Raw genomic sequence first — 18,152 nt, 5'->3', positions numbered from 1 at the left:
TACAGCCTCCACTTTCTGATCTGAAAATTCATAATATATTTCTTATGCTTTGGTAAAGCACGATTTTTTCTTGTTAAGCTTCTATATTTTTTAAAAACAAACTGTTATTACATTGCTTCGCTTTGTAATAACAGCCCGTCAATAATCCTATAAATCTCATTCCATTCTTTTACCCTTGTGATATTGTCATTCAAAGGCCCCCTGTTGTAGTTGGCATCTATCAGCAGGACTTTGAAGCCTGAGGAAGATAATTGGATTGCATTTTCGTAGTTATCTTCAACAAATACGTCGCAGTCCAACTCCCTTGCTGTATCTACTTTATAGTGGCTGCCCAGAACGAATAAACCGTCATAGGGAATCCCGTTTTTTCTTAAATATTCGTGTGTGAGCATCGTAAGGCATTTATCCCTTGCTGTGACAAAGTAAATATTATGGAGCAAGCTCAGCCTTTTGATGAATGATTTGGCATCCTGTCTTATCTTTTGCTCCCAATGCAGCTTAAACTTATACCTTTCATAGAATTCAGCATAGTCCTCTTTAGAAACGCCCAGCACTTTGTGGACATAGTATTCGGTCACATCCTTTTCGCTGATGTTTTTATCGAAATATCTATTGCACATGTCGAGCCAATAGTATGCTTCAGTTATTGTGCCGTCGATATCGATGCATATGTTTAAGTCCTTCAATTTAGCACCTCCTTGTTTTTAAGCATAACTTCATAAGGTTAAGAGCATATTAAATCCGTATTAAAATTATTTAAATTATTGTGTATTACAGGTAGATAATAGGCAGGAAATAATTGGTGTAAAATGCGGAGGCTGTTCCGATCAGCGCTCCTATCAAAACATCAGTAGGGTAATGAACCCCCAAGTATATCCTTGACATTCCTACCAATCCGGCCAGTACAAAGGGATATATCCCAAGCTGGGGAAAAATGAGCGAAATGGATGCCGCAATGGAAAAAGCAGCAGTGGTATGTCCGGATGGGAAAGAATAGTCGTATAATGAAATATCAAATGTATTGACCCTGGATAGAGAAATATTTGGCCGGGGCCTGTTGACAATCTTTTTGATGCAATGGATCAGCAGATGGCTAAATGCGAGCGATATGCTTATATTCCACCCGTAATTCCATCCATAATTCAATTCTCCGGCCCTGCCAAGCATCAGCGCCGCTGCCGCAAGACCTATGCTGACCACAGCACCGCCCAGATGCGTGACAGCAGGCATTATCAGATCCAAAGCCCTGCATTTTGCTCTATCATTGATCATATAAAATACGGCTATATCCCCTCTCTGGATATAACGAAATGCTTTGCCCATAGTCTCACCTCTTTCCTATCTCCGCCTTCATGCTAATTTTAGGATATCATGTTCATGTTAAATATGTATTAACATGATGTAAAACTTTATGCCTGTCACCGGAGTTAAGAAAGCAGCGATTCATATAATCTGACATGATCCTTTATCGCTCTGTTCCAATTGAATTCCTTTTTAACCCTATTGCTCTTATTTATTAAAGCTTCTGAATCATCACCGCTGTTCAAAGCTTCCAAAATCGCGTACTTAACCTCTTTTTCCTGCTTTGCATTCACCAGCAAAGCCTTATCGCCCACCGTCTCAATAAAGGATGCCGTATTGCTGCATATGGCCGGCACTCCGCAGCTTATGGCTTCGATTGCAGTCATCGGGAATCCTTCATAGTCTGAAAGGTTCACAGCGCATTTTGATGCATTATAAAAATACGGCATGTGTTTATATTCTACAGTTCCCGTAAAAATCAGCTCATTTTCTATCCCAAGGTCCTTTGCCAGGCCCTTTAATTCCAGATAATATTCCTGCCTCTTGCCGTCAACTTTGCCGGCAAGCACGAGCTTTAAACCTTTAAAGCTCATTTTTATTTCTCTGAATACCCTGAGCAAGGTTTCAAGATTTTTTCTAATATGTACGCTGCCCGCAAATAATATTATGTCACCTTGAATATGATAATTATCCTTTAAAAACTTCATGCAATGCTCTTTGTTCATAAGGCTGAACTGGCTTGAACAGCCGGGATATATGACATCTATCCTGTCATTGGGCAGAGCCAGGACATTGGCAAGCTGTTCCTTTATGGAATCTGAAACGGCAATTATTCTGTCCGCTTCTTCTGCAGCCTTTGGGAAAGTCTGCAAAAACCTGTTTAAATATTTCTCATCGACCATTTCGGGAATAGTAAATGCGATCAGATCATGGGCTGTTATAACATATTTGCACGCACTCTTTCCCTTTCCATCCGGCGGAATGCTCAAGCCATTGTTTGGGGAGTGAAACAAATTTATTTTATTGCCTGTGATATGATCCTTGATGGCTTTTAAACCATTTAACTCATCTCTCTTGCTTAGATTAAAGAAATTTATTTTCCCGGTGTTTTCCCATCCGTCTATATGGGAAGACTCGTCCCATATCAGATCATAGCTCGGCTGAGGATACATTTCAAACAGATTTTGGAGCAGCTCACATGTATAGGTGTATAAGCCTGTTCCATGCAATTTCGTTACGCCGATGCCGTCAATGCATATTCTCATCCCCTCATCCCTTTCATAGAAACTCAGAGTCTAAGCTCATATCGCAGCCGGTGATCATGTCAGCCTTTGTATTTTTGCCGTATTCCTTTGCCAGGGATACCTCATCAGCGATGCTGTATTTATAATCTCCCTTATCGATTCCGTCACCTTTTATTTCGAACTCGAAAAACTCAGAATCTTTAGGAACATCCTTAGAAAAGCTTCTTATGTAGGCACCCTTTTTCCCTCTTCCGCCATCATTATATCGAGCATCGATCATATAAAGGCAATAGCTATATATATTTCTTTCATCCAGCAATTGAAAATAAGCATCGGCTATAAAAAGCTTTATATTCTCGATCCATGCGCCTTGCGGCAAATCCATAAATGTATTGAAGGGCCTTTCCAGGTTCAATATTTTGGCTTTACCTTCCCCATCCTTATCGGTATAAATTATCTTCAATTTCTTTACCCCGTCAAGAACATATATTTTACCCTGAGGGGCATTGATCAATCTTTCTGATTTCAATTCCAAATCTATCATTATCTGATATATGGATTCTATTTTTATCCTTTGTTCAGGTATAAAAATGGTTTCATGATCCGAATACTCTATTATCTCCCCGCGATTCACACCGGGCAGCTCACTCTCGGGTGTTATTCCGATGATATCAATAAAATTTCTAACTATCCCCATAAGACAATCCCTCACCTTATCCTCGGCCTGTAGCTTATTTGAATATCTGCTGCGGTGGTATTGGTCAGCTGTTTCTTGCAAAAGTCCCTTAATGATATCGAATAAATGTTGCAATACCCCAATTCATCCGAAACATAATATATTTTATTTGAATCTATTCCCCAGGCCAGGTCACTGATTTTGGTTGTGCAGAAGTTCTTTGTAATATTGATTGCACATTTGTTCTTAAATTCGTACAAGTAAACATCATCGACGTCATTTTTATTGCTCTTCGCTCCGATAAGAGCTGCATATTGATTATCCGGAGAAATCCTGATAAGCTTTTTAGCGAATATATCCAAGCCTGTAAAAATCCTTTCAGCCTCCAAGCTGTTTATATCTATCACAGACGCTTCATCCTGCTTATTCCCCTTGCCCGATATGAAAACGAGCTTATCATCATCCATCCAATCAAAGTCCTTAATATAGCCGCAGGCCGTTATCTGACTGCTGTCAAGACCCTTTGCATCCGAAATCCAAATATTTAATATATTGCTTGTCGATCTGATATAAGCCATTCTCTTCCCGTCAGGCGAGCATTCGGGTCTAAAGCTTTTTATCAGTCCGTTTCCCCAGGTGATCTGCTCATATTCTGAGCCTCTGACGTCCATTGAATATATTTCCTTGCTGATGCCCTTAACGGCTGAGAATATGATCCTCCCTCCGTCAGGCGACCAGCAATAACTGCTTATTGCTTCAAAAATTCCGGCCTGGGTGAACACTCTTTTTGATGAGGTCCCGGGGTCTATAAGGCATAGCATGAATTTTCCCAAGCAATCCGACAGGCAGGCTATTTCCTGGCCTGAGGGCGACCATTTCGGCTTTATATTCTTATGATCGTCGTCATAGGTTATTTGATGAGCATGCCGGCCGTTTTCATAGGCAACAAACAAGTTGCTCCCAGAGGAGCTATGTTGATATGAGTAGCAGATCTCATAGCTTGGGATATATACAAACTCAAGGAACAGCACTATGCTCTTGAATATTTTGCGCTCATCCACCTTCCTGGCAAAGACATCTTCAACGGTTATCTTGGGCTGAAGGAGTTTATTCCTGAGCAAAGCTTCGATATCCGTCCCTTCGATCCGCTCCGGCACCACAACATAAACGCTTTGATAATGTTCCTTCTCAACTCCGTGGATGGACCGGCATATCAAGTCTGCTGCATACAGTATCTTCTGCTTTATCTTCAATTCAACAATTATCTTCTTTCCCGAAAGATTCTGCCCCTCCCGGGATCTGCCCTTTATCGTATTGATCACTTTCATCGAAAGGATCTCGGGGTCAATGATCGTAGTGACTATCTGTTCAATATCGGGTTTCGGCCTGGGTATTTCTATTTTCTCCTTTAAAACAAATTGGGTGAAACACCTTTCCTCTTTTACATTGCATTTATAGTACTTCGATATTTCATATCGGTTCGCCAAGCTTTTCTTTCTCTTTTCATCCGGTTTACCCGACCCCAAATTGAATGCAGATGAAGCTGCATTTATGAGAAGCACAATGTTTTTAAATACTTTCCTTTTGCTGATGAGCTTTACATATATGTCTTCGATATAGGGAGTGACGATCACAGGGCTGCTGCAATCTATATCATCATCCAAAACGATATAATCCGAAAAAAGCTTTTCAAACTCTGCCGTATGTACAGGCTGGCCTTCCACATCAGCTGCATATTCAATTTTTTGGATAAGCTTTCCCTGCACAATTATTTTCTTCCCTAAGAGTACCTGCCCCTCATTGGACTGGGCTATGGGGGTCTCTATGATCTGTGTTCCGGTTATCTCCGCATTTACCCTTATGCTAAGTATATGCTCCGCCTCCGGCTTGTTCTCCGGAATGCTGAAGGTTTCTTGGATTTGAAGCTGCTTAAAGCTTCCGGACTGCTCGGGAATAACGTCATCTATTCCAATGATTTCAATCAAATCATCAAGAAGATTTTTCACGGCGTGCCCTCCTATAACAACTGCTAATACTCAAACAACCTATTTGACTACTAAGATTATATGATTTATTCTCGTCCATATATTCACATTCAAGCTTTATATTGCCAATAATTTATGCATTCTCTTTTACATGATGCTCCACATCACTTGGGATGTGAAGCAATTTCATGATTTTTATAATATGTCCCAATTTCAGTAACACATTTTTAGCTTTTATATATATTAGTAATGCAAAGGGACAATTATACAACCTATTAAATTTTATTAAAGAAAGGTGGACTTTATGTCAACTACTGTTTACACTCATGAATCCCGGAAAGATCCTGATTATGATTCCATTCAGGATTACCAGAAAGAACCATGTGAGAATGTCAAGGGAAATGCTATCGATGTCGAGCTCAGACCCAATGATTGTGAGGTAAGAGCCGATATCGTCGTCGACAGGGAAAGATGCATAAGATTATGGGGGCAAATAAAGGACTGTGAGGGAAAGCCTGTCAAAGATGCACTTGTAAAGCTTTTAAAGCCCATTTGGAAATACGGAAAGATTGAATACGTTGGAGTTGCACACACAACGACAGATTGCCTTGGTTTCTACCAGTTTAATATCTGTCCGGATGAAAACAACAACAAATTCAGAGTGATTGTAAGCAAAGCCGCCAAAGGCAATGAAAGAGTCATTTATACAGGCGGCGGCAAATGCAATCCATGCGCCGATCGTCAAGAAAAACCGGAGGAACCGTGCGGCTGCTAATCTTTGTTCTCTAAATTGTCCCAATGCCCTTCAATGTAATTTTGTTTATGGAGGAGGAGTGTATGCCCAATCTTGTAAAGGACCTTATCCAATATATCGGCATATCACTGAATACCTCTGAAAGTCTGAATTCACTCAAAAAATTGAATGTCAGAAAACGCAGACGTAAAAAAATGCGCAGGAGAAGATTAAACGAAAATGCAGCAGGACTGGAAGCAAATAAAGATAATTGGGAAAACCCCATAAAGCTTTGGGGGCAGGTAAAGGATTGTTACGGCCACGCTGTAGAGAACGCCCTTGTAAATCTTCTAAAACCTGTTCCTCAGGACGGCAGCATCGAGTATATCAGAGTTGCGCACACCACAACTGATCGCTTTGGCGTTTATGAGTTTGAGCTTAGTCCGGATAACGAAAACACCAGGCTTATAGTGATCGCAAGCAAAGCCGGCAGTGGAAACGAAAGAACTATCGAGGAAAATAGCGACTTATGCAATCCTTGATAATAATAACCTTATAGGAAAAAAGGCTCCAAGGAAATTGGGTAAGGTTCCATCTCAGTCGAGATACCTTATCCAATTTTCAGGAGTATACCGAATAGCTAAGTGATTCAAGTCGTATGATGTAAAAGCAGCGGCCCCTTTTTATTCCGCTGTGACAAGGATCGTTATATTCTTGAAGATGCATCTCTTATTTATCTGCTTGGCAAATATGTCCTCAATATACCCTGTCACAATCAGAGGGCTTCCCGCCGCATAATCCCCCCCTAAAACAATAAAGGTGCAAAAAGGCATATTAAAATGTGCAGCATAAACAGGCTGGGACGGCTCATCTGCAACATATTCTATCTTTTGCCTTACCTCTCCCTCAACGATCAGCTTCCAGCCTGTTAATCTTTGGCCCTCCAGTGATACTGCCGGGTTCTCTGCAGCACCAGGAGTCCTGATTACCCTTGTACTTGTAATTGCAAGCTCTGCCATGACCTTTATGATCTGCTCGATATTTGGTTTGGCTATCGGAAGGCACACGGTCTCCTGAACACTGAACTGTTTAAAGGCTGTCGGGTGATGCGGAAATACATCTGCTATTCCGGCATATTCAATAAGATCATTAACATGATTCACCATATAGGACTGCCCCCCCATGTTTTATTATCTATAAACAATATGCTTATAAGCAATAATTTTTACCTGTTATTTATATCAATTTATTTATATTTATGGTGATATATTATCTGCCCGAAGAATATTTTATATTGATGCCGCATCTGATATGAAGCCTTGTATATGTTTTGACTTTGATTATAAATCATAAAAGATGAGCGGGCTTTCCTATATCATTTATGAGCAATAGAATTTATTAGGAGGTTAATCATGGGTTATCGTATTTCTAAGTATCAAATATGCCCCGGAGAAAATGAACAGCTCGAACTCACCGCTAAGCTTCAACGCGAGCCGAGAAGCGTAGTTCACGGTATTGTAAAGGATTGCGATGACAAGCCGGTAAAGGATGCAGTTGTCATGCTGTTTGAAATCTCAGATCCCTGCAATCCATGCTCACTAAAGCCATTAATATATACATTTTCCGATGAATGCGGCCAATTTATTTTTGGTTCCCTGATACCCCATAAAAGATATCTCATCAAGGTATGGTACGACAATGTCAAAATCGTACCTGTTATAATAAAACCCTCTGCCTATCAGGATGAACATTATGACAACCACCCTGAAGCTGTTCCAAAGGATAATTTTTTTGAAGCAGTGGAATCATGATATGCCTCAAAACTCTAAGCCTTTATGCACTCCTTTTGTTTAAGAATTTAATCACATACACTTTCTAATTTCATATTATATTGTAGGCCCATTTGTAAATTTCCTATTTACAACAGCAGCAAGGAGTGATTATTTTAAAAAGATCATTTAAAGGAACCCGCAATATAGAGCTGCCCTTTCTTTCACCTTTTATAAAAATATTTAAGTATTAAGAGTCCGCCAGTTGTAGCTTTATCCTTCGATACATAAGAAGGGTGGTGAAATTGTGGGCTGGAAACTGGAAGAATATAATTTTAAATTGACTGGAAACGAAGAAAAAGACATCTGCATTACTCTGGAGCCTGAAAAAAGGGCCGCTATCCATGGTGTTGTAAAATTCCCGAATGACACTCCGGTAAAGGGTGCTCTGGTCAAGCTGTTTATCAAAAAACCCAATAATCCCCTTGAGCTTATCCCTGTTACATTTACCTTTACCGATGAATGCGGTCAATTTTTATTCGGTGTTGAGTCAAAGGTTGACTATGTTGTCAAGGTATTCTATTACGAGCCTGAGCATCGTGTTCTTGATGAACCGGTCGCCCCTCTAGAGGAACTTTAGTTCTTTAATTGCCAGTGAAGCAGGGCTGTCAGCCCTGCTTCAGCTTCATATCTGCCTGATATTTATTTGATTTCCTGTCCTATCCCTTTCTCTCTCGCAGCTTCAAATATCCTCTGGGCTGCAAAAAGGTCAAACAAGGCCATGCCCACTGCTTTGAACAATATTGTATCCACGCTTTTGCCCTGCTTTGCATTTATCAGCTCTCCGAAATGAGATATCCTGTCTTTTTTGATCCATCCTTCATTGATGGGCGTGATCAGGTCTCCGGACTCATGCAAGGCATGGTATGTGTCTATATATACATGCCGGCAGATCTTAAAAAGGCTTTCCGGATACTCTCTCATATTCGGTTTGAAAGACCCTATGCCTATAAAGCATTTTCCTTTTAGCAGTTCTTCATCATCAGGGATCACAGGCCTATTGGAGTTAGTGGCAGTGATGACTGTCTCAGAGTCTGTCAGGAGTTCCTCTGCACTTTGGCAGTATCTTATATCCACATCATAAGGTATCTCTGGCCTGACCCTTCCTATAAAGCTATCCATGACCTCCGGCCTATTGTCATATACGCGCAAGACTTTTACCTTCCTTGCGCTGCAGGCAAAAACAGCCTGATAAAAGCCCTGGGTGCCTGCGCCAATGACCCCTACGGTGTTCGTTTTGTCATTTGCAAGGTATTTGACGGCAACTCCTCCCAGCGCACCTGTGCGCAAAGCTGTCAAAGTCTTTGCATCCATGATGGCTGTAGGCTCTCCCGTTGCCATATCGTTCAATATCATAACTCCGTCTATGGCAGGCTTGTCCGCTGCACTATTGCCCGGAAATACGGTGAGGATCTTTGTACCGAGGCCTTGAGCATTGATGCAGGGCATGAGCAGCAGTGCGTTCTGTCCCATATCCTCACGAAGTCTGGAAGGCATTTTATAGTTCCCGATTTCATAGGCTTTGTAGGCATCTTCTACAGCTTCCATTATCTCTTCATATGATGCAAGGCTCTCTAGAATATCTTCTTTGTTTAGGTAAATCACATTATCCCTCCTTTCCTTATAGATTTATGGCTTCAGGCGGAAAATAAAGCATCTTACGCTTCGCTCTCCGCCGTAGCACTTTTTTTGCTGAAGAAGCCGCCGTTATCCATGATCCGGCTGGCTTATCAGTAAAAAAAATACATTTGAGTATTTCTCTTATATTCTCCAAAGCTTGTACAAATTCATCTTAAAATGTCATATTTTTCAATTATTCTGTATCAAAACGGCAAAACAGTTTATATAAAGGCGGGGCAAAAAGGACTGCCTGTCCCCCTTGCCCCGCCTTTGCCGGTATCTTTCTATACTCTCCTTATTACCCTGCCTGCTGCATTGCCGGTATAAATTCCGTCGTTTATGGCTATCTTCCCGTTTACGATAACATAGTCAATTCCAACGGGATCTTTGAATGGGTCTTCATAATCTGCACCATCAATTACTGTATCCGGATCAAAAACAACAATGTCAGCATCCATACCAACTTTTATAATACCCTTATTATAAATATTGAATCTGGCTGCGGGGAAGCAAGTCATCTTATTTACAGCTTCCTCTAAAGACAAAGTTTTTTCTTCTCTTACATACTTACCAAGGACCCTTGGGAAAGTCCCATTAGTGCGCGGATGGCACTTCGCCCTGGGAGCTGCCGGAATAGAATCGGAAGCTATCATCGTAAATGGACTCTTCATTATATGCTTGATATCGTCCTCACCTATCATATAATAGCAAGCAGTATCCGAACCTTTATTAGCAACAATGATATCACAAAGCGCATCCAGAGGCTCCTTATGCATCATCCTGCTGACTTCCAGAAGAGTTTTTCCTTCATATTCAGGGGTCTCCGGTGTATATGAAATAAGCACTCCTTCCGCTCCGTTGCTATGCTGGTAGAAATTTTCCCAGTCATCGCCCGTATTGATTTCTTCAATTATTCGTGCCCTTATAGATGGTTCTTGAAGCCTTTCTATAATCTTCTCTATTCCGCCTTCATGCACCCATATGGGAAGACATGCTCTCAATGTGGTGCTGGATGCAGTATAAGGATATTGGTCAATGGTAACATCGACTCCTCTCTGCCTCGCCTCTTCGATTAATTTTACAGAATCTTTTACAATGCCCCAGTTCTTTATGCCCATGGCTTTATGATGGTGCACCTGAACAGCAATGCCGGCATTTTCTCCTACATTGATAGTCTCCTGAACAGATTTTAACAGATTCTTTGACTCGTTGCGCATATGAGAAAGGTAAACACCGTTAAATTCCTTTAAAGCTTTAGCAATCTCCTCAATCTCTTCGGGTTCTGAATACAATCCGGGAGGATAAATAAGCCCGGTGGTCAGTCCAAATGCACCATCTATCATGGCCTGTTTTACCTGATTTCTCATCTCCTTGAGCTCTGCTCCGGTGGGCTTTCTTGAATCAAAACCCATTACATTGATCTTAACAGTACCATGACCAACATATGCCCCGATATTTGTCCCAAGCGGCAATTTATCGATCACATCTAAAAATTCGCCCAAGGACTCCCAGTTATACTCGGGTTCCACACCTGCTTTGGCAAAGCCTGCATACTTATCCAACAAGGCAACCTTATCACTGCTTATTGGTGCTGCACTTATTCCGCAGGGACCGATCATCTGTGTTGTTACTCCCTGTTTTAACTTAGTTGACATCTCCGGATCACGTAAAAGTACAAAATCAGAATGGGTATGGCAGTCAATAAACCCGGGAGAGATGACCTGCCCCTCTGCGTCTATAGTATCATCGGCAATATATTCTCCTGACAGCTTCCCTACAAAGGAAATCTTGCCGTCCTTTATCCCTATATCTCCCCGAAACCATGGATTCCCGGTTCCATCCACAATCTTTCCATTCATTACGAGTAAATCAAAATATAGCACAAAATCACTCCTCAATCATTTTTATCAAATGCCGGTATGTTATATACACACCAGCATTTGATAAAATCCATAATCCAATATGAATTAATCGGCAATGCTCTTTGGATATGCTTTGCCAAACCAGATCATGACCACTCCTTTAGGCGGTTTACGCGTCGCTAAGCTTATAACAACTGTTAAAATACCCGATACTATTAAAGCTATAAAAATAGCATTCATGCCCATAGTTATCGGCAGGATATTGCTGGCACCAAGAATGTAGGTTATCATCCCTCCGGCCATCCCTGCCGCTGCACCATACTCATTTGCCCTTCTCCAATAAATGCCCAGTAGTAACGGCCAAAAGAATGACGAACCAAGACCTCCTATTGCAAATGTTATGAAGTATTGCAAAGCGGCCGGCGGTTTAATGGCTGCCAGAAATATGCCGATACAAATCAGCACTGTAGCAAAAATGGTTACTTTCTTTAATTTTTTACTATCTGCTTTCGGATTGATGAATGCTTGATAAGCATTTCTAATAAATGTTGAACTTATTACTATAACCATAGAGCCTACTGTTGACTGGATAGCCCCAGCAACTCCCGCCAAAGTTAACCCTGCCAACCATGGAGGTAAAACAGTCATAGCGATACTTGGAATTATTTGGTCCGGGACCGGTATGTCTGTAAATATAGTACGACCTAAGCTGCCTGTCCAAATAAGCATTAGAGTCCACAGTGTAACGAAAAAAACGCCTATAATAATTGCCTTATGCATAGCTTTTGTGTCTTTATAAGTCAGAGTCCCCATTGCTCCATGAGGAAGGCCTATATATACAAGTCCATAAACAATCCATAAAGAAAACTGATATGCAGGACTCCAATTCCATGGAGTCACTAAATTCGGGTCAATATGGATCAATTTCTCATAAACTATTTCCAATGGGCCTAAATGCATTAAAGTTGCTATAAATAGAGTGACAACTGCTATTGTCATCACTATACCTTGAAATGCTATGGCAATTGCCACGCCTTTCACGCCGCCTAATGCTGCGGTTATAAGTACAACTCCTGCAAATAGAATCAACCCGACTATATAAGGCAGCCCTGTCATAGATTCAAACAATCTTGCTCCGCCTATAAATTGGGCAACCACATAACTTCCTAAGAAAAGTATGATCGCTAAAACTCCAAAGAGAGCAATAAACTTGTTGCCATTATAACGAGAAGAAAATAAGTCAAGATATGATTGAGCATTTATTCTGCGCGAAACTATTCCAACTTTCTTGCCGATCTCCCCCAAAACAGTGAAATTCATAAAGTTTTGAGAAAATCCAGCCATCACCCATGTCAAACCGACACTATACGCAAGCCCGGGGCCCCCAAGAAATGTGCCCGCACTGCATAAAGACGCAGCAACCATCAATGCAACTACCAATGCACCCATGCCGCGTCCTCCGGTATAGAACTCGTCAACATATTTGTCGAGAGATGTCTTATCCATTGACCGCTTAGAATATAAACCCATACCAATCAAGACCATGGAATAAATTATAAAAGTGATGATTATAAACATACGAGCATTAGAACTGATTTCAACTGCCACTATATTCACTCCATTTCTAAATTTTAGTTTTTACCTTTTCCTCTATTGTCCCTTCATCTCCTAAGTCCATATCAACAAGTATGAACTTAGTAATATAAATTACTGTCCCTAAGAAAATCAGGCTTATTGATATGACAGCAAACCACCATGCGGGCAGGCCCATGATATATGTATAATCCTCAGGATTTCCTCTGCCTAACAGGTATGCAGCCGCAACTGATAAAACTGTGAATAAAATTTGAATAATAAAAACCAGCTTCATTTCCTTTTCACAAATAATAAAGCGCTCATCCATCTCAATTTCCTTAAAATCATAATTGGTATCATAATATTCTTCCTTTTTCATTGACAAAAACCCCCTTTCAAATATACAGATTAAAAAGGTAGTAAACAAAATGTCTCATGCCATGCAGTGATATGCTCTCAGATAATTCAGTTGTATTGAAGTGAAAAATTTTATGTTGATTTGCTTTGATTCATGATATCCAATGCTTGCAATATTTTGCTCTTATATTTCTTGCCTGACCTCCTTCCGTTTAAAATATCTGTCAAATAATTCTCATTAACACCTACTTTTTTAGCTAATCTTCTTTGTGTTAATTGCAATTCCACAAGCTTTTTCTTTACCTCTATTCCAAATTTTTTATTACATGCATTCCCATTAGTCTTCCCTCCTCTAAATCTGAAATAAAAACGAGAGTATAACAGTGGTACACAAAATCAAATATATGATAAAATTATAAAAAGTGGTTATATTAATATTCTAATGTCATATTGACATATTGTCAAGGTCATTTTGTCAAATTGACATACAATTTGTATTATGGGGGTATAGCAGTGGTACAGCTTGATTCTCTTGGAAAAAGAATCACTTATTTGAGAACAAAGAATAACTTGACTCAAAAAGATTTGATGGAACTTCTTAATTTTGATAACCTCAGCAGATATGAAAATGACGAACGCAAACCAAGCTTAAACATTATTATTGAATTAGCGAAACATTTTAACGTTTCTACAGACTGGTTGTTGCTAGGTGAAAGCCTTAATGAAAGTAAAAGTGATTTCTTTGATAGTAATATAAAACTTTCCGTAGAAGAACGTAATCTTCTTTGCTTATTTAACCAATTATCAGATTTGGAAAAAGGCATCATCATTGGCAGGATGGAGGAAATGATAAAAAATCATAGCAGATAACAAACAAAGTCATTTAGAAGGCTTTTATTTTTAACCCAATATGACACGATTTCTTATCTAAATTTTTTAAGCTGTCTCAAATGCTTTAAAACAGCTATGTTAGTAATCAACTTTGCAAATGAACGTTTATCTAAGCGGCATCTTTTAAAAATAGATTATTCATTTTGCATAAAGCCAAGGAGTTTTTGTTATGTCTTTAAAAGAGATTCTCAGTGAACGCATCAGAACGTTACGCATAAAGAAAAATATTAAACAGTCTGAACTGGGTGAAATTGTTGGACTTACTTACACTGCCGTCAGTGATATTGAACGAGGAAGAAGAACTACCACCTTAGAGAAATTGGAAGCTTTGGCTGATTATTTTGACATTGATGATAAAACAGACTTTATTGCATTTCGAATTTCTTCGTAACCAGTACATCTGCAGATATTCGACTGTAACCATTCTTCGATTACGTATTCATCCGCATCGGGGTGTAGTTTTGCGAGGGAATGACAAACCATTAAAAAGCCAGATGTACAATAACCGCACTGAAATCCCCAATTTTCAATGAAGGCTTTCTGAATAGGCGCATTGTTAAGCCCTTCAACTGTTGTTATTTTATGGCCGATAGCTTCTACCGCCAGCATAAGGCATGACTTGACGGGCCAGCCGTCAACCAGCACTGTACATGCACCACAGTCACCATTTTCACAGCTTGGCTTTGCTCCGGTTAACCCAAAATGTTCTCTGATAACATACAAAAGGATATCCGATGGGAAAACTGCAACATCCTTTTTTTCTCCGTTTATATCAAGTTCAATGATGCTCTTGCCTTCTATTTTAAGCATTGCGGCATCCCTCCAATGTTTCCAATGTACTGATCAATGTATTCATGAGCACGAATTTCCTGTAGCTGCTTGTGCCCGACAGATCATTCAAGATAGGTGAAGGGAGAGACTTTATTGCATTAGCTGCTCTTACTTCCAGCGGGTCATCTTTTGCATTAAGACATTCTTCCACCTGAGAGGATCTGAATGGGAAAGGGCAGACGCCGCTTGATGCAAATCTGATGCTATTATCTTTCTTTATTGCTGCAATAGATATTAACGGATAATCGATTTTCTCGTTTTTTGTCTTTTTTACATGAACAAAAGGTAATGTTGCATACTCTTTTCCTATTATAAATTGGACTATAAATTCACCTTTCGAAAGCAGGAGACGTTCATTGAAAACTTCGTGAATAGAAACTTGCTTTATCTTATTTCCTCCGGCTATAACAACATCACTGTCGGATAATAGCAAAGGCAATACAGACTCCCTATATATAATTGTTCCGCCAATATTACCGCCGAGAGTTATCTTGCACTGCATAGTATGGTCAGCTATTCTTCCGCTTGACTTTCCCAGCAATGGATATAACTTTGATTCCGATATTCTGGAAAGTGTAACGGAAGAGCCAATCACTAATTTGTCACCTTGAAATTCAAGAACATTATTCTCCGGAATCGCTTTCAGGTCAATAACAGCTCTGGTATGGATATTATGCACTCTCGCCATACTTATGATCTCTGAGCCGCCTCCATAGTAAAGAGGGTTTTTGTTTTGACAGTCCAGCTGCTTAAAGATTTGAACGGCTTCATCTATTGTATCCGGTCTGTAGTAATCAAAATTATATGGAATCATACTATGCCTCCAGTCTTTGTCTTCCAGATATATTCCGGTGTGAGAGGTAATTGGTCCAGATCAATTTGTGCCGCTAAAGATAGTGCATTTGCTAAAGCGGCTGGAATTCCGATAATTCCGTGTTCAGCTATTCCTCTTGCACCATAGGGAGAATCTATTTGAGGAGTTTCAATAAAATCAACTATATATTTTGGTTCTTCACCTATGTGCATCACTTTATAAGTACGCAGACTGGTAGTTAATACTTTTCCTTGCATATCATAGGAAAAACTTTCACGGCTCCCAAGACCAAGGCCCATGCACATTCCGCCGGTAACAAGGCCGCGTGCAGTTTTGGGATTCAGAACTCTTCCTGCATCGATTACTGTTGCTGCTTTCAGCAGTCTATATGTAAACTCCTTTGTATCAAACTCCACTTCTACGGCTTGCACTCCTACAGCCCAAGCCGGACCAGGTTTTCCCTTGCCGGTTTCCTTGTCAAGTTGAGTTATGCGGCTCATAATAAAGCTGCCACGCCCCAGAGTCTGTCCTTCTATAGCATTGCCGTTCGGGTATTTATATCCGTGAATTAAATCCTTAAATGCTATATATATGCTGGGGTCTTGTTTCAGAAACACTTTTTCCTCCGCGACAGCCAAATCTTCCGGAGGACACCTCATGGCTACGGCAGCTAAGCCTTTAAGCTGTCCGATCAAGTCCTCTGCAGCCCTTAACGTCGCCTTGCCGGCCATAAATGTCGTCATACTGGCAACAGTTTTCCAATGCTCAGGGCTGATCTGTGTGTCTACTTCCAGTTTGACATGGATTCTGCTTATATCCATTTTCATTTTTTCAGCAAGTATCTGGGCTAAAGTGGTTTTCATTCCAGGTCCGCATTCAACTGCACCACTGTTCAAGTTAATACTGCCGTCGGTGTTGAATGTCAGAAACACCCCTGATACGGCATCCGTTGGAGAATCGGATGTCTTCCAGAAGCAGCTGATACCTTTTGCCCTAATTTTATTGTTTCCTAAGTCGATCCTTGCTCCTTCATTCCAATTTATTGATTCCTTTAACTTTTGAAGGCATGCTGTAAGGTTGCCGATATTGCTTAAGGTTGTTTTAATCTGAGTTGGAGTCGTCATTTGCGGAGCAATGGCATTTTTGATTCTCAATTCCAGCGGATCCATTGCAAGTTTACGGGCTAGCTTTTCTAATGACCTTTCTATACAAAATGTATAGGCGGCATGCCCGAAGCCCCTGAAAGATGTTGAGTAAGGGTGGTTGGTATATACACAAAGCGAGTCGCACCATACGTTTTCAATATTATAAGGACCTGTACAGTCAACAGCGATAGCTTTTGCTAAACGAGGTCCGATATCGGTATAACCACCGGTATCGACAATATATATCATTTCAGCAGCCTTTAGCAGTCCATTCTTTGATGCGCCCAATTTTATTTTTGCCTCTAAGCCTAAACGGCAGGGAGAGGTGACGATATCTTCCTCCCTTGTATTTGCTATTTTAACAATTCTACCGCCAACGGATTTTGAAGCCATATAAGCAAGCATTTCAAGCTGTACAGGAGCTTTTCCTCCAAACCCTCCACCCACAAGAGGTGTTTTTACAGTAACTTTTCCTTCCTCTATTCCGAAATATTTGCTTATCATTTTCTTTACGGAATAAGGGGCTTGAGTTGAAGAACTGATCACAACCTGACCGTCGGCATGTATTTCTGCCCGGGCATTCCTGGCTTCCATAGCTATATGGTCTGACTTTGGAAGAGTATAACTGGCCTCAATAATGACTTCACTTTCAGCCCAGCCTTTAGCCATATCGCCTTTTCTTATTTTTATACGTTGCGCAATGTTTGTATTTGGTTCTGGAGAAGCCTCAATAGCCACATGCTTATACTGATATAAGTTTTCATGAATAATGGGTGCACCAGCTTTTATTGCATCTCCAGGAGAATTTACCACCTGTAATGGTTCGTATTCCATTTTTACAAGCTTGACTGCATGCATGGCTTCGCGCTCACTGCTGGCTACTATTAGAGCAACGGGTTCACCGAAATACCGTATCTTGTCTGTTGCAAGAGGGGGACGATCTTCGAGCTCCACTCCGCAAAGGATAGGAAAGCTGCTGCCTGTAATTACAGCTTGAACTCCAGAAGCTTTTACAGCTTCAGAAATATCAATTGATTTAATTTTGGCATGGGCAAAAGGACTTGTGACTAATTTAGCATATAAAATACCCGGCACAATGTAATCATCTGTGTATTTGGCAATTCCTGTCACCTTATCCCATGCTTCCTTCCGCTGTATGCTCTTACCGACGGCTGCAATAGTATGCAAAGCGTCATCCTCCTTTATGTAAAGGTATTATTAGCTAAATATATAATCTCTTAATATATTTTCCGCTAATATGCAAACTTATGCTTATCATTTCCGATAT

At 40.4% G+C, this 18,152-nt stretch carries 20 protein-coding genes; 6 read left to right on the top strand and 14 right to left on the bottom strand.

What is annotated here, in order from left to right; all coding sequences use genetic code 11:
• Window positions 1-107 precede the first annotated feature (107 nt).
• The 5 genes from LJD61_RS14470 to LJD61_RS14450 all read right to left on the bottom strand — a co-directional run bounded on the left by LJD61_RS14470 (window position 108) and on the right by LJD61_RS14450 (window position 5,228).
• The gene (locus LJD61_RS14470; protein ID WP_255228263.1) at window positions 108-686 is read right to left on the bottom strand and encodes a 5' nucleotidase, NT5C type; all 579 of its coding nucleotides are present in this window, start codon (window positions 684-686) and stop codon (window positions 108-110) included.
• A gap of 85 nt (window positions 687-771) precedes the next feature.
• Window positions 772-1,323: a phosphatase PAP2 family protein gene (locus tag LJD61_RS14465; RefSeq protein WP_255228262.1), complete on the bottom strand. Its 552-nt coding sequence runs from the start codon at window positions 1,321-1,323 to the stop codon at window positions 772-774.
• A gap of 104 nt (window positions 1,324-1,427) precedes the next feature.
• Window positions 1,428-2,567 (bottom strand): glycosyltransferase family 4 protein, encoded by a 1,140-nt coding sequence (locus LJD61_RS14460; protein WP_255228261.1) that lies wholly within the window; start codon window positions 2,565-2,567, stop codon window positions 1,428-1,430.
• Between the two features lie 13 nt (window positions 2,568-2,580).
• Complete coding sequence (locus LJD61_RS14455; RefSeq protein ID WP_255228260.1) at window positions 2,581-3,243, bottom strand: hypothetical protein; 663 nt, start codon at window positions 3,241-3,243, stop codon at window positions 2,581-2,583.
• An 11-nt stretch (window positions 3,244-3,254) separates the two neighbouring features.
• Window positions 3,255-5,228, bottom strand: coding sequence for an SPOCS domain-containing protein (locus tag LJD61_RS14450; protein WP_255228259.1), 1,974 nt, complete (start codon window positions 5,226-5,228; stop codon window positions 3,255-3,257).
• A 283-nt stretch (window positions 5,229-5,511) separates the two neighbouring features.
• On the opposite strand from LJD61_RS14450, the gene LJD61_RS14445 reads away from it, so the two are divergent.
• Both LJD61_RS14445 and LJD61_RS14440 read left to right on the top strand, forming a co-directional pair.
• On the top strand, window positions 5,512-5,982 hold the full coding sequence (locus LJD61_RS14445; RefSeq protein ID WP_255228258.1) for a hypothetical protein: 471 nt from the start codon (window positions 5,512-5,514) through the stop codon (window positions 5,980-5,982).
• Window positions 5,983-6,044: 62 nt separating this feature from the next.
• Window positions 6,045-6,482 carry a hypothetical protein gene (locus LJD61_RS14440; protein WP_255228257.1) on the top strand — a complete coding sequence of 146 codons (438 nt, stop codon included), beginning with the start codon at window positions 6,045-6,047 and terminating at the stop codon, window positions 6,480-6,482.
• 141 nt (window positions 6,483-6,623) lie between these two features.
• Here the strand turns inward: LJD61_RS14440 and LJD61_RS14435 are convergent, their stop codons facing one another.
• Complete coding sequence (locus tag LJD61_RS14435) at window positions 6,624-7,106, bottom strand: DUF3794 domain-containing protein (RefSeq protein ID WP_255228256.1); 483 nt, start codon at window positions 7,104-7,106, stop codon at window positions 6,624-6,626.
• 246 nt (window positions 7,107-7,352) lie between these two features.
• Here LJD61_RS14435 and LJD61_RS14430 point away from each other — a divergent pair, with 246 nt between their 5' ends.
• A complete protein-coding gene (locus LJD61_RS14430) occupies window positions 7,353-7,751 on the top strand; it encodes a carboxypeptidase regulatory-like domain-containing protein (RefSeq protein WP_255228255.1) in 399 nt (132 codons plus the stop codon).
• Between the two features lie 265 nt (window positions 7,752-8,016).
• Window positions 8,017-8,349 (top strand): hypothetical protein, encoded by a 333-nt coding sequence (locus LJD61_RS14425; protein ID WP_255228254.1) that lies wholly within the window; start codon window positions 8,017-8,019, stop codon window positions 8,347-8,349.
• 62 nt (window positions 8,350-8,411) lie between these two features.
• Here LJD61_RS14425 and LJD61_RS14420 read toward each other — a convergent pair whose 3' ends face one another.
• From LJD61_RS14420 to LJD61_RS20820, 5 genes are all read right to left on the bottom strand, one after another.
• Window positions 8,412-9,374, bottom strand: a complete 963-nt coding sequence (locus LJD61_RS14420) for an ornithine cyclodeaminase family protein (protein ID WP_255228253.1) — start codon at window positions 9,372-9,374, stop codon at window positions 8,412-8,414.
• A 299-nt stretch (window positions 9,375-9,673) separates the two neighbouring features.
• Entirely contained in the window at window positions 9,674-11,272 is a 1,599-nt protein-coding gene (locus LJD61_RS14415) for an N-acyl-D-amino-acid deacylase family protein (RefSeq protein WP_255228252.1), read from the bottom strand.
• A gap of 84 nt (window positions 11,273-11,356) precedes the next feature.
• Window positions 11,357-12,859, bottom strand: coding sequence for a sodium/pantothenate symporter (gene panF, locus LJD61_RS14410; RefSeq protein ID WP_255228251.1), 1,503 nt, complete (start codon window positions 12,857-12,859; stop codon window positions 11,357-11,359).
• A 16-nt stretch (window positions 12,860-12,875) separates the two neighbouring features.
• Entirely contained in the window at window positions 12,876-13,205 is a 330-nt protein-coding gene (locus tag LJD61_RS14405; RefSeq protein ID WP_255228250.1) for a YhdT family protein, read from the bottom strand.
• Window positions 13,206-13,315: 110 nt separating this feature from the next.
• Window positions 13,316-13,492: a helix-turn-helix domain-containing protein gene (locus tag LJD61_RS20820; RefSeq protein WP_255228301.1), complete on the bottom strand. Its 177-nt coding sequence runs from the start codon at window positions 13,490-13,492 to the stop codon at window positions 13,316-13,318.
• Window positions 13,493-13,696: 204 nt separating this feature from the next.
• Between LJD61_RS20820 and LJD61_RS14395 the strand changes: the two genes are divergently transcribed.
• Window positions 13,697-14,053 carry a helix-turn-helix domain-containing protein gene (locus tag LJD61_RS14395; protein WP_255228249.1) on the top strand — a complete coding sequence of 119 codons (357 nt, stop codon included), beginning with the start codon at window positions 13,697-13,699 and terminating at the stop codon, window positions 14,051-14,053.
• Window positions 14,054-14,243: 190 nt separating this feature from the next.
• Window positions 14,244-14,465, top strand: coding sequence for a helix-turn-helix domain-containing protein (locus LJD61_RS14390; RefSeq protein WP_255228248.1), 222 nt, complete (start codon window positions 14,244-14,246; stop codon window positions 14,463-14,465).
• On the opposite strand, the gene LJD61_RS14385 is transcribed toward LJD61_RS14390, so the two are convergent.
• From LJD61_RS14385 to LJD61_RS14375, 3 genes are read right to left on the bottom strand one after another with little or no spacing between them, the layout of a single operon-like run.
• Entirely contained in the window at window positions 14,411-14,884 is a 474-nt protein-coding gene (locus tag LJD61_RS14385; RefSeq protein WP_255228247.1) for a (2Fe-2S)-binding protein, read from the bottom strand. The two genes, LJD61_RS14390 and LJD61_RS14385, sit on opposite strands and share 55 nt — an antisense overlap.
• Window positions 14,877-15,719, bottom strand: coding sequence for an FAD binding domain-containing protein (locus LJD61_RS14380; RefSeq protein ID WP_255228246.1), 843 nt, complete (start codon window positions 15,717-15,719; stop codon window positions 14,877-14,879). The genes LJD61_RS14385 and LJD61_RS14380 overlap by 8 nt, the downstream gene beginning before the upstream one ends.
• Entirely contained in the window at window positions 15,716-18,052 is a 2,337-nt protein-coding gene (locus LJD61_RS14375) for a xanthine dehydrogenase family protein molybdopterin-binding subunit (RefSeq protein ID WP_255228245.1), read from the bottom strand. The genes LJD61_RS14380 and LJD61_RS14375 overlap by 4 nt, the downstream gene beginning before the upstream one ends.
• Between the last annotated feature and the right edge of the window lie 100 nt (window positions 18,053-18,152).

The sequence above is a fragment of the Lutispora saccharofermentans genome (genome assembly GCF_024363565.1).
In the GTDB taxonomy this organism is placed as follows: Bacteria; Bacillota; Clostridia; order Lutisporales; family Lutisporaceae; genus Lutispora; species Lutispora saccharofermentans.
This window is presented reverse-complemented; position numbering and strand designations above follow the sequence as displayed.

Bases quoted from the DNA above. Each gene is read 5' to 3' on its own strand.
- LJD61_RS14390 (WP_255228248.1), top strand. From the start codon at position 14,244: ATGTCTTTAAAAGAGATTCTCAGTGAACGCATCAGAACGTTACGCATA.
- LJD61_RS14405 (WP_255228250.1), bottom strand. From the start codon at position 13,205: ATGAAAAAGGAAGAATATTATGATACCAATTATGATTTTAAGGAAATT.
- LJD61_RS14460 (WP_255228261.1), bottom strand. From the start codon at position 2,567: ATGAGAATATGCATTGACGGCATCGGCGTAACGAAATTGCATGGAACA.
- LJD61_RS14445 (WP_255228258.1), top strand. From the start codon at position 5,512: ATGTCAACTACTGTTTACACTCATGAATCCCGGAAAGATCCTGATTAT.
- LJD61_RS14385 (WP_255228247.1), bottom strand. From the start codon at position 14,884: ATGCTTAAAATAGAAGGCAAGAGCATCATTGAACTTGATATAAACGGA.
- LJD61_RS14455 (WP_255228260.1), bottom strand. From the start codon at position 3,243: ATGGGGATAGTTAGAAATTTTATTGATATCATCGGAATAACACCCGAG.
- LJD61_RS14465 (WP_255228262.1), bottom strand. From the start codon at position 1,323: ATGGGCAAAGCATTTCGTTATATCCAGAGAGGGGATATAGCCGTATTT.
- LJD61_RS14380 (WP_255228246.1), bottom strand. From the start codon at position 15,719: ATGATTCCATATAATTTTGATTACTACAGACCGGATACAATAGATGAA.
- LJD61_RS14440 (WP_255228257.1), top strand. From the start codon at position 6,045: ATGCCCAATCTTGTAAAGGACCTTATCCAATATATCGGCATATCACTG.
- LJD61_RS14435 (WP_255228256.1), bottom strand. From the start codon at position 7,106: ATGGTGAATCATGTTAATGATCTTATTGAATATGCCGGAATAGCAGAT.
- LJD61_RS14430 (WP_255228255.1), top strand. From the start codon at position 7,353: ATGGGTTATCGTATTTCTAAGTATCAAATATGCCCCGGAGAAAATGAA.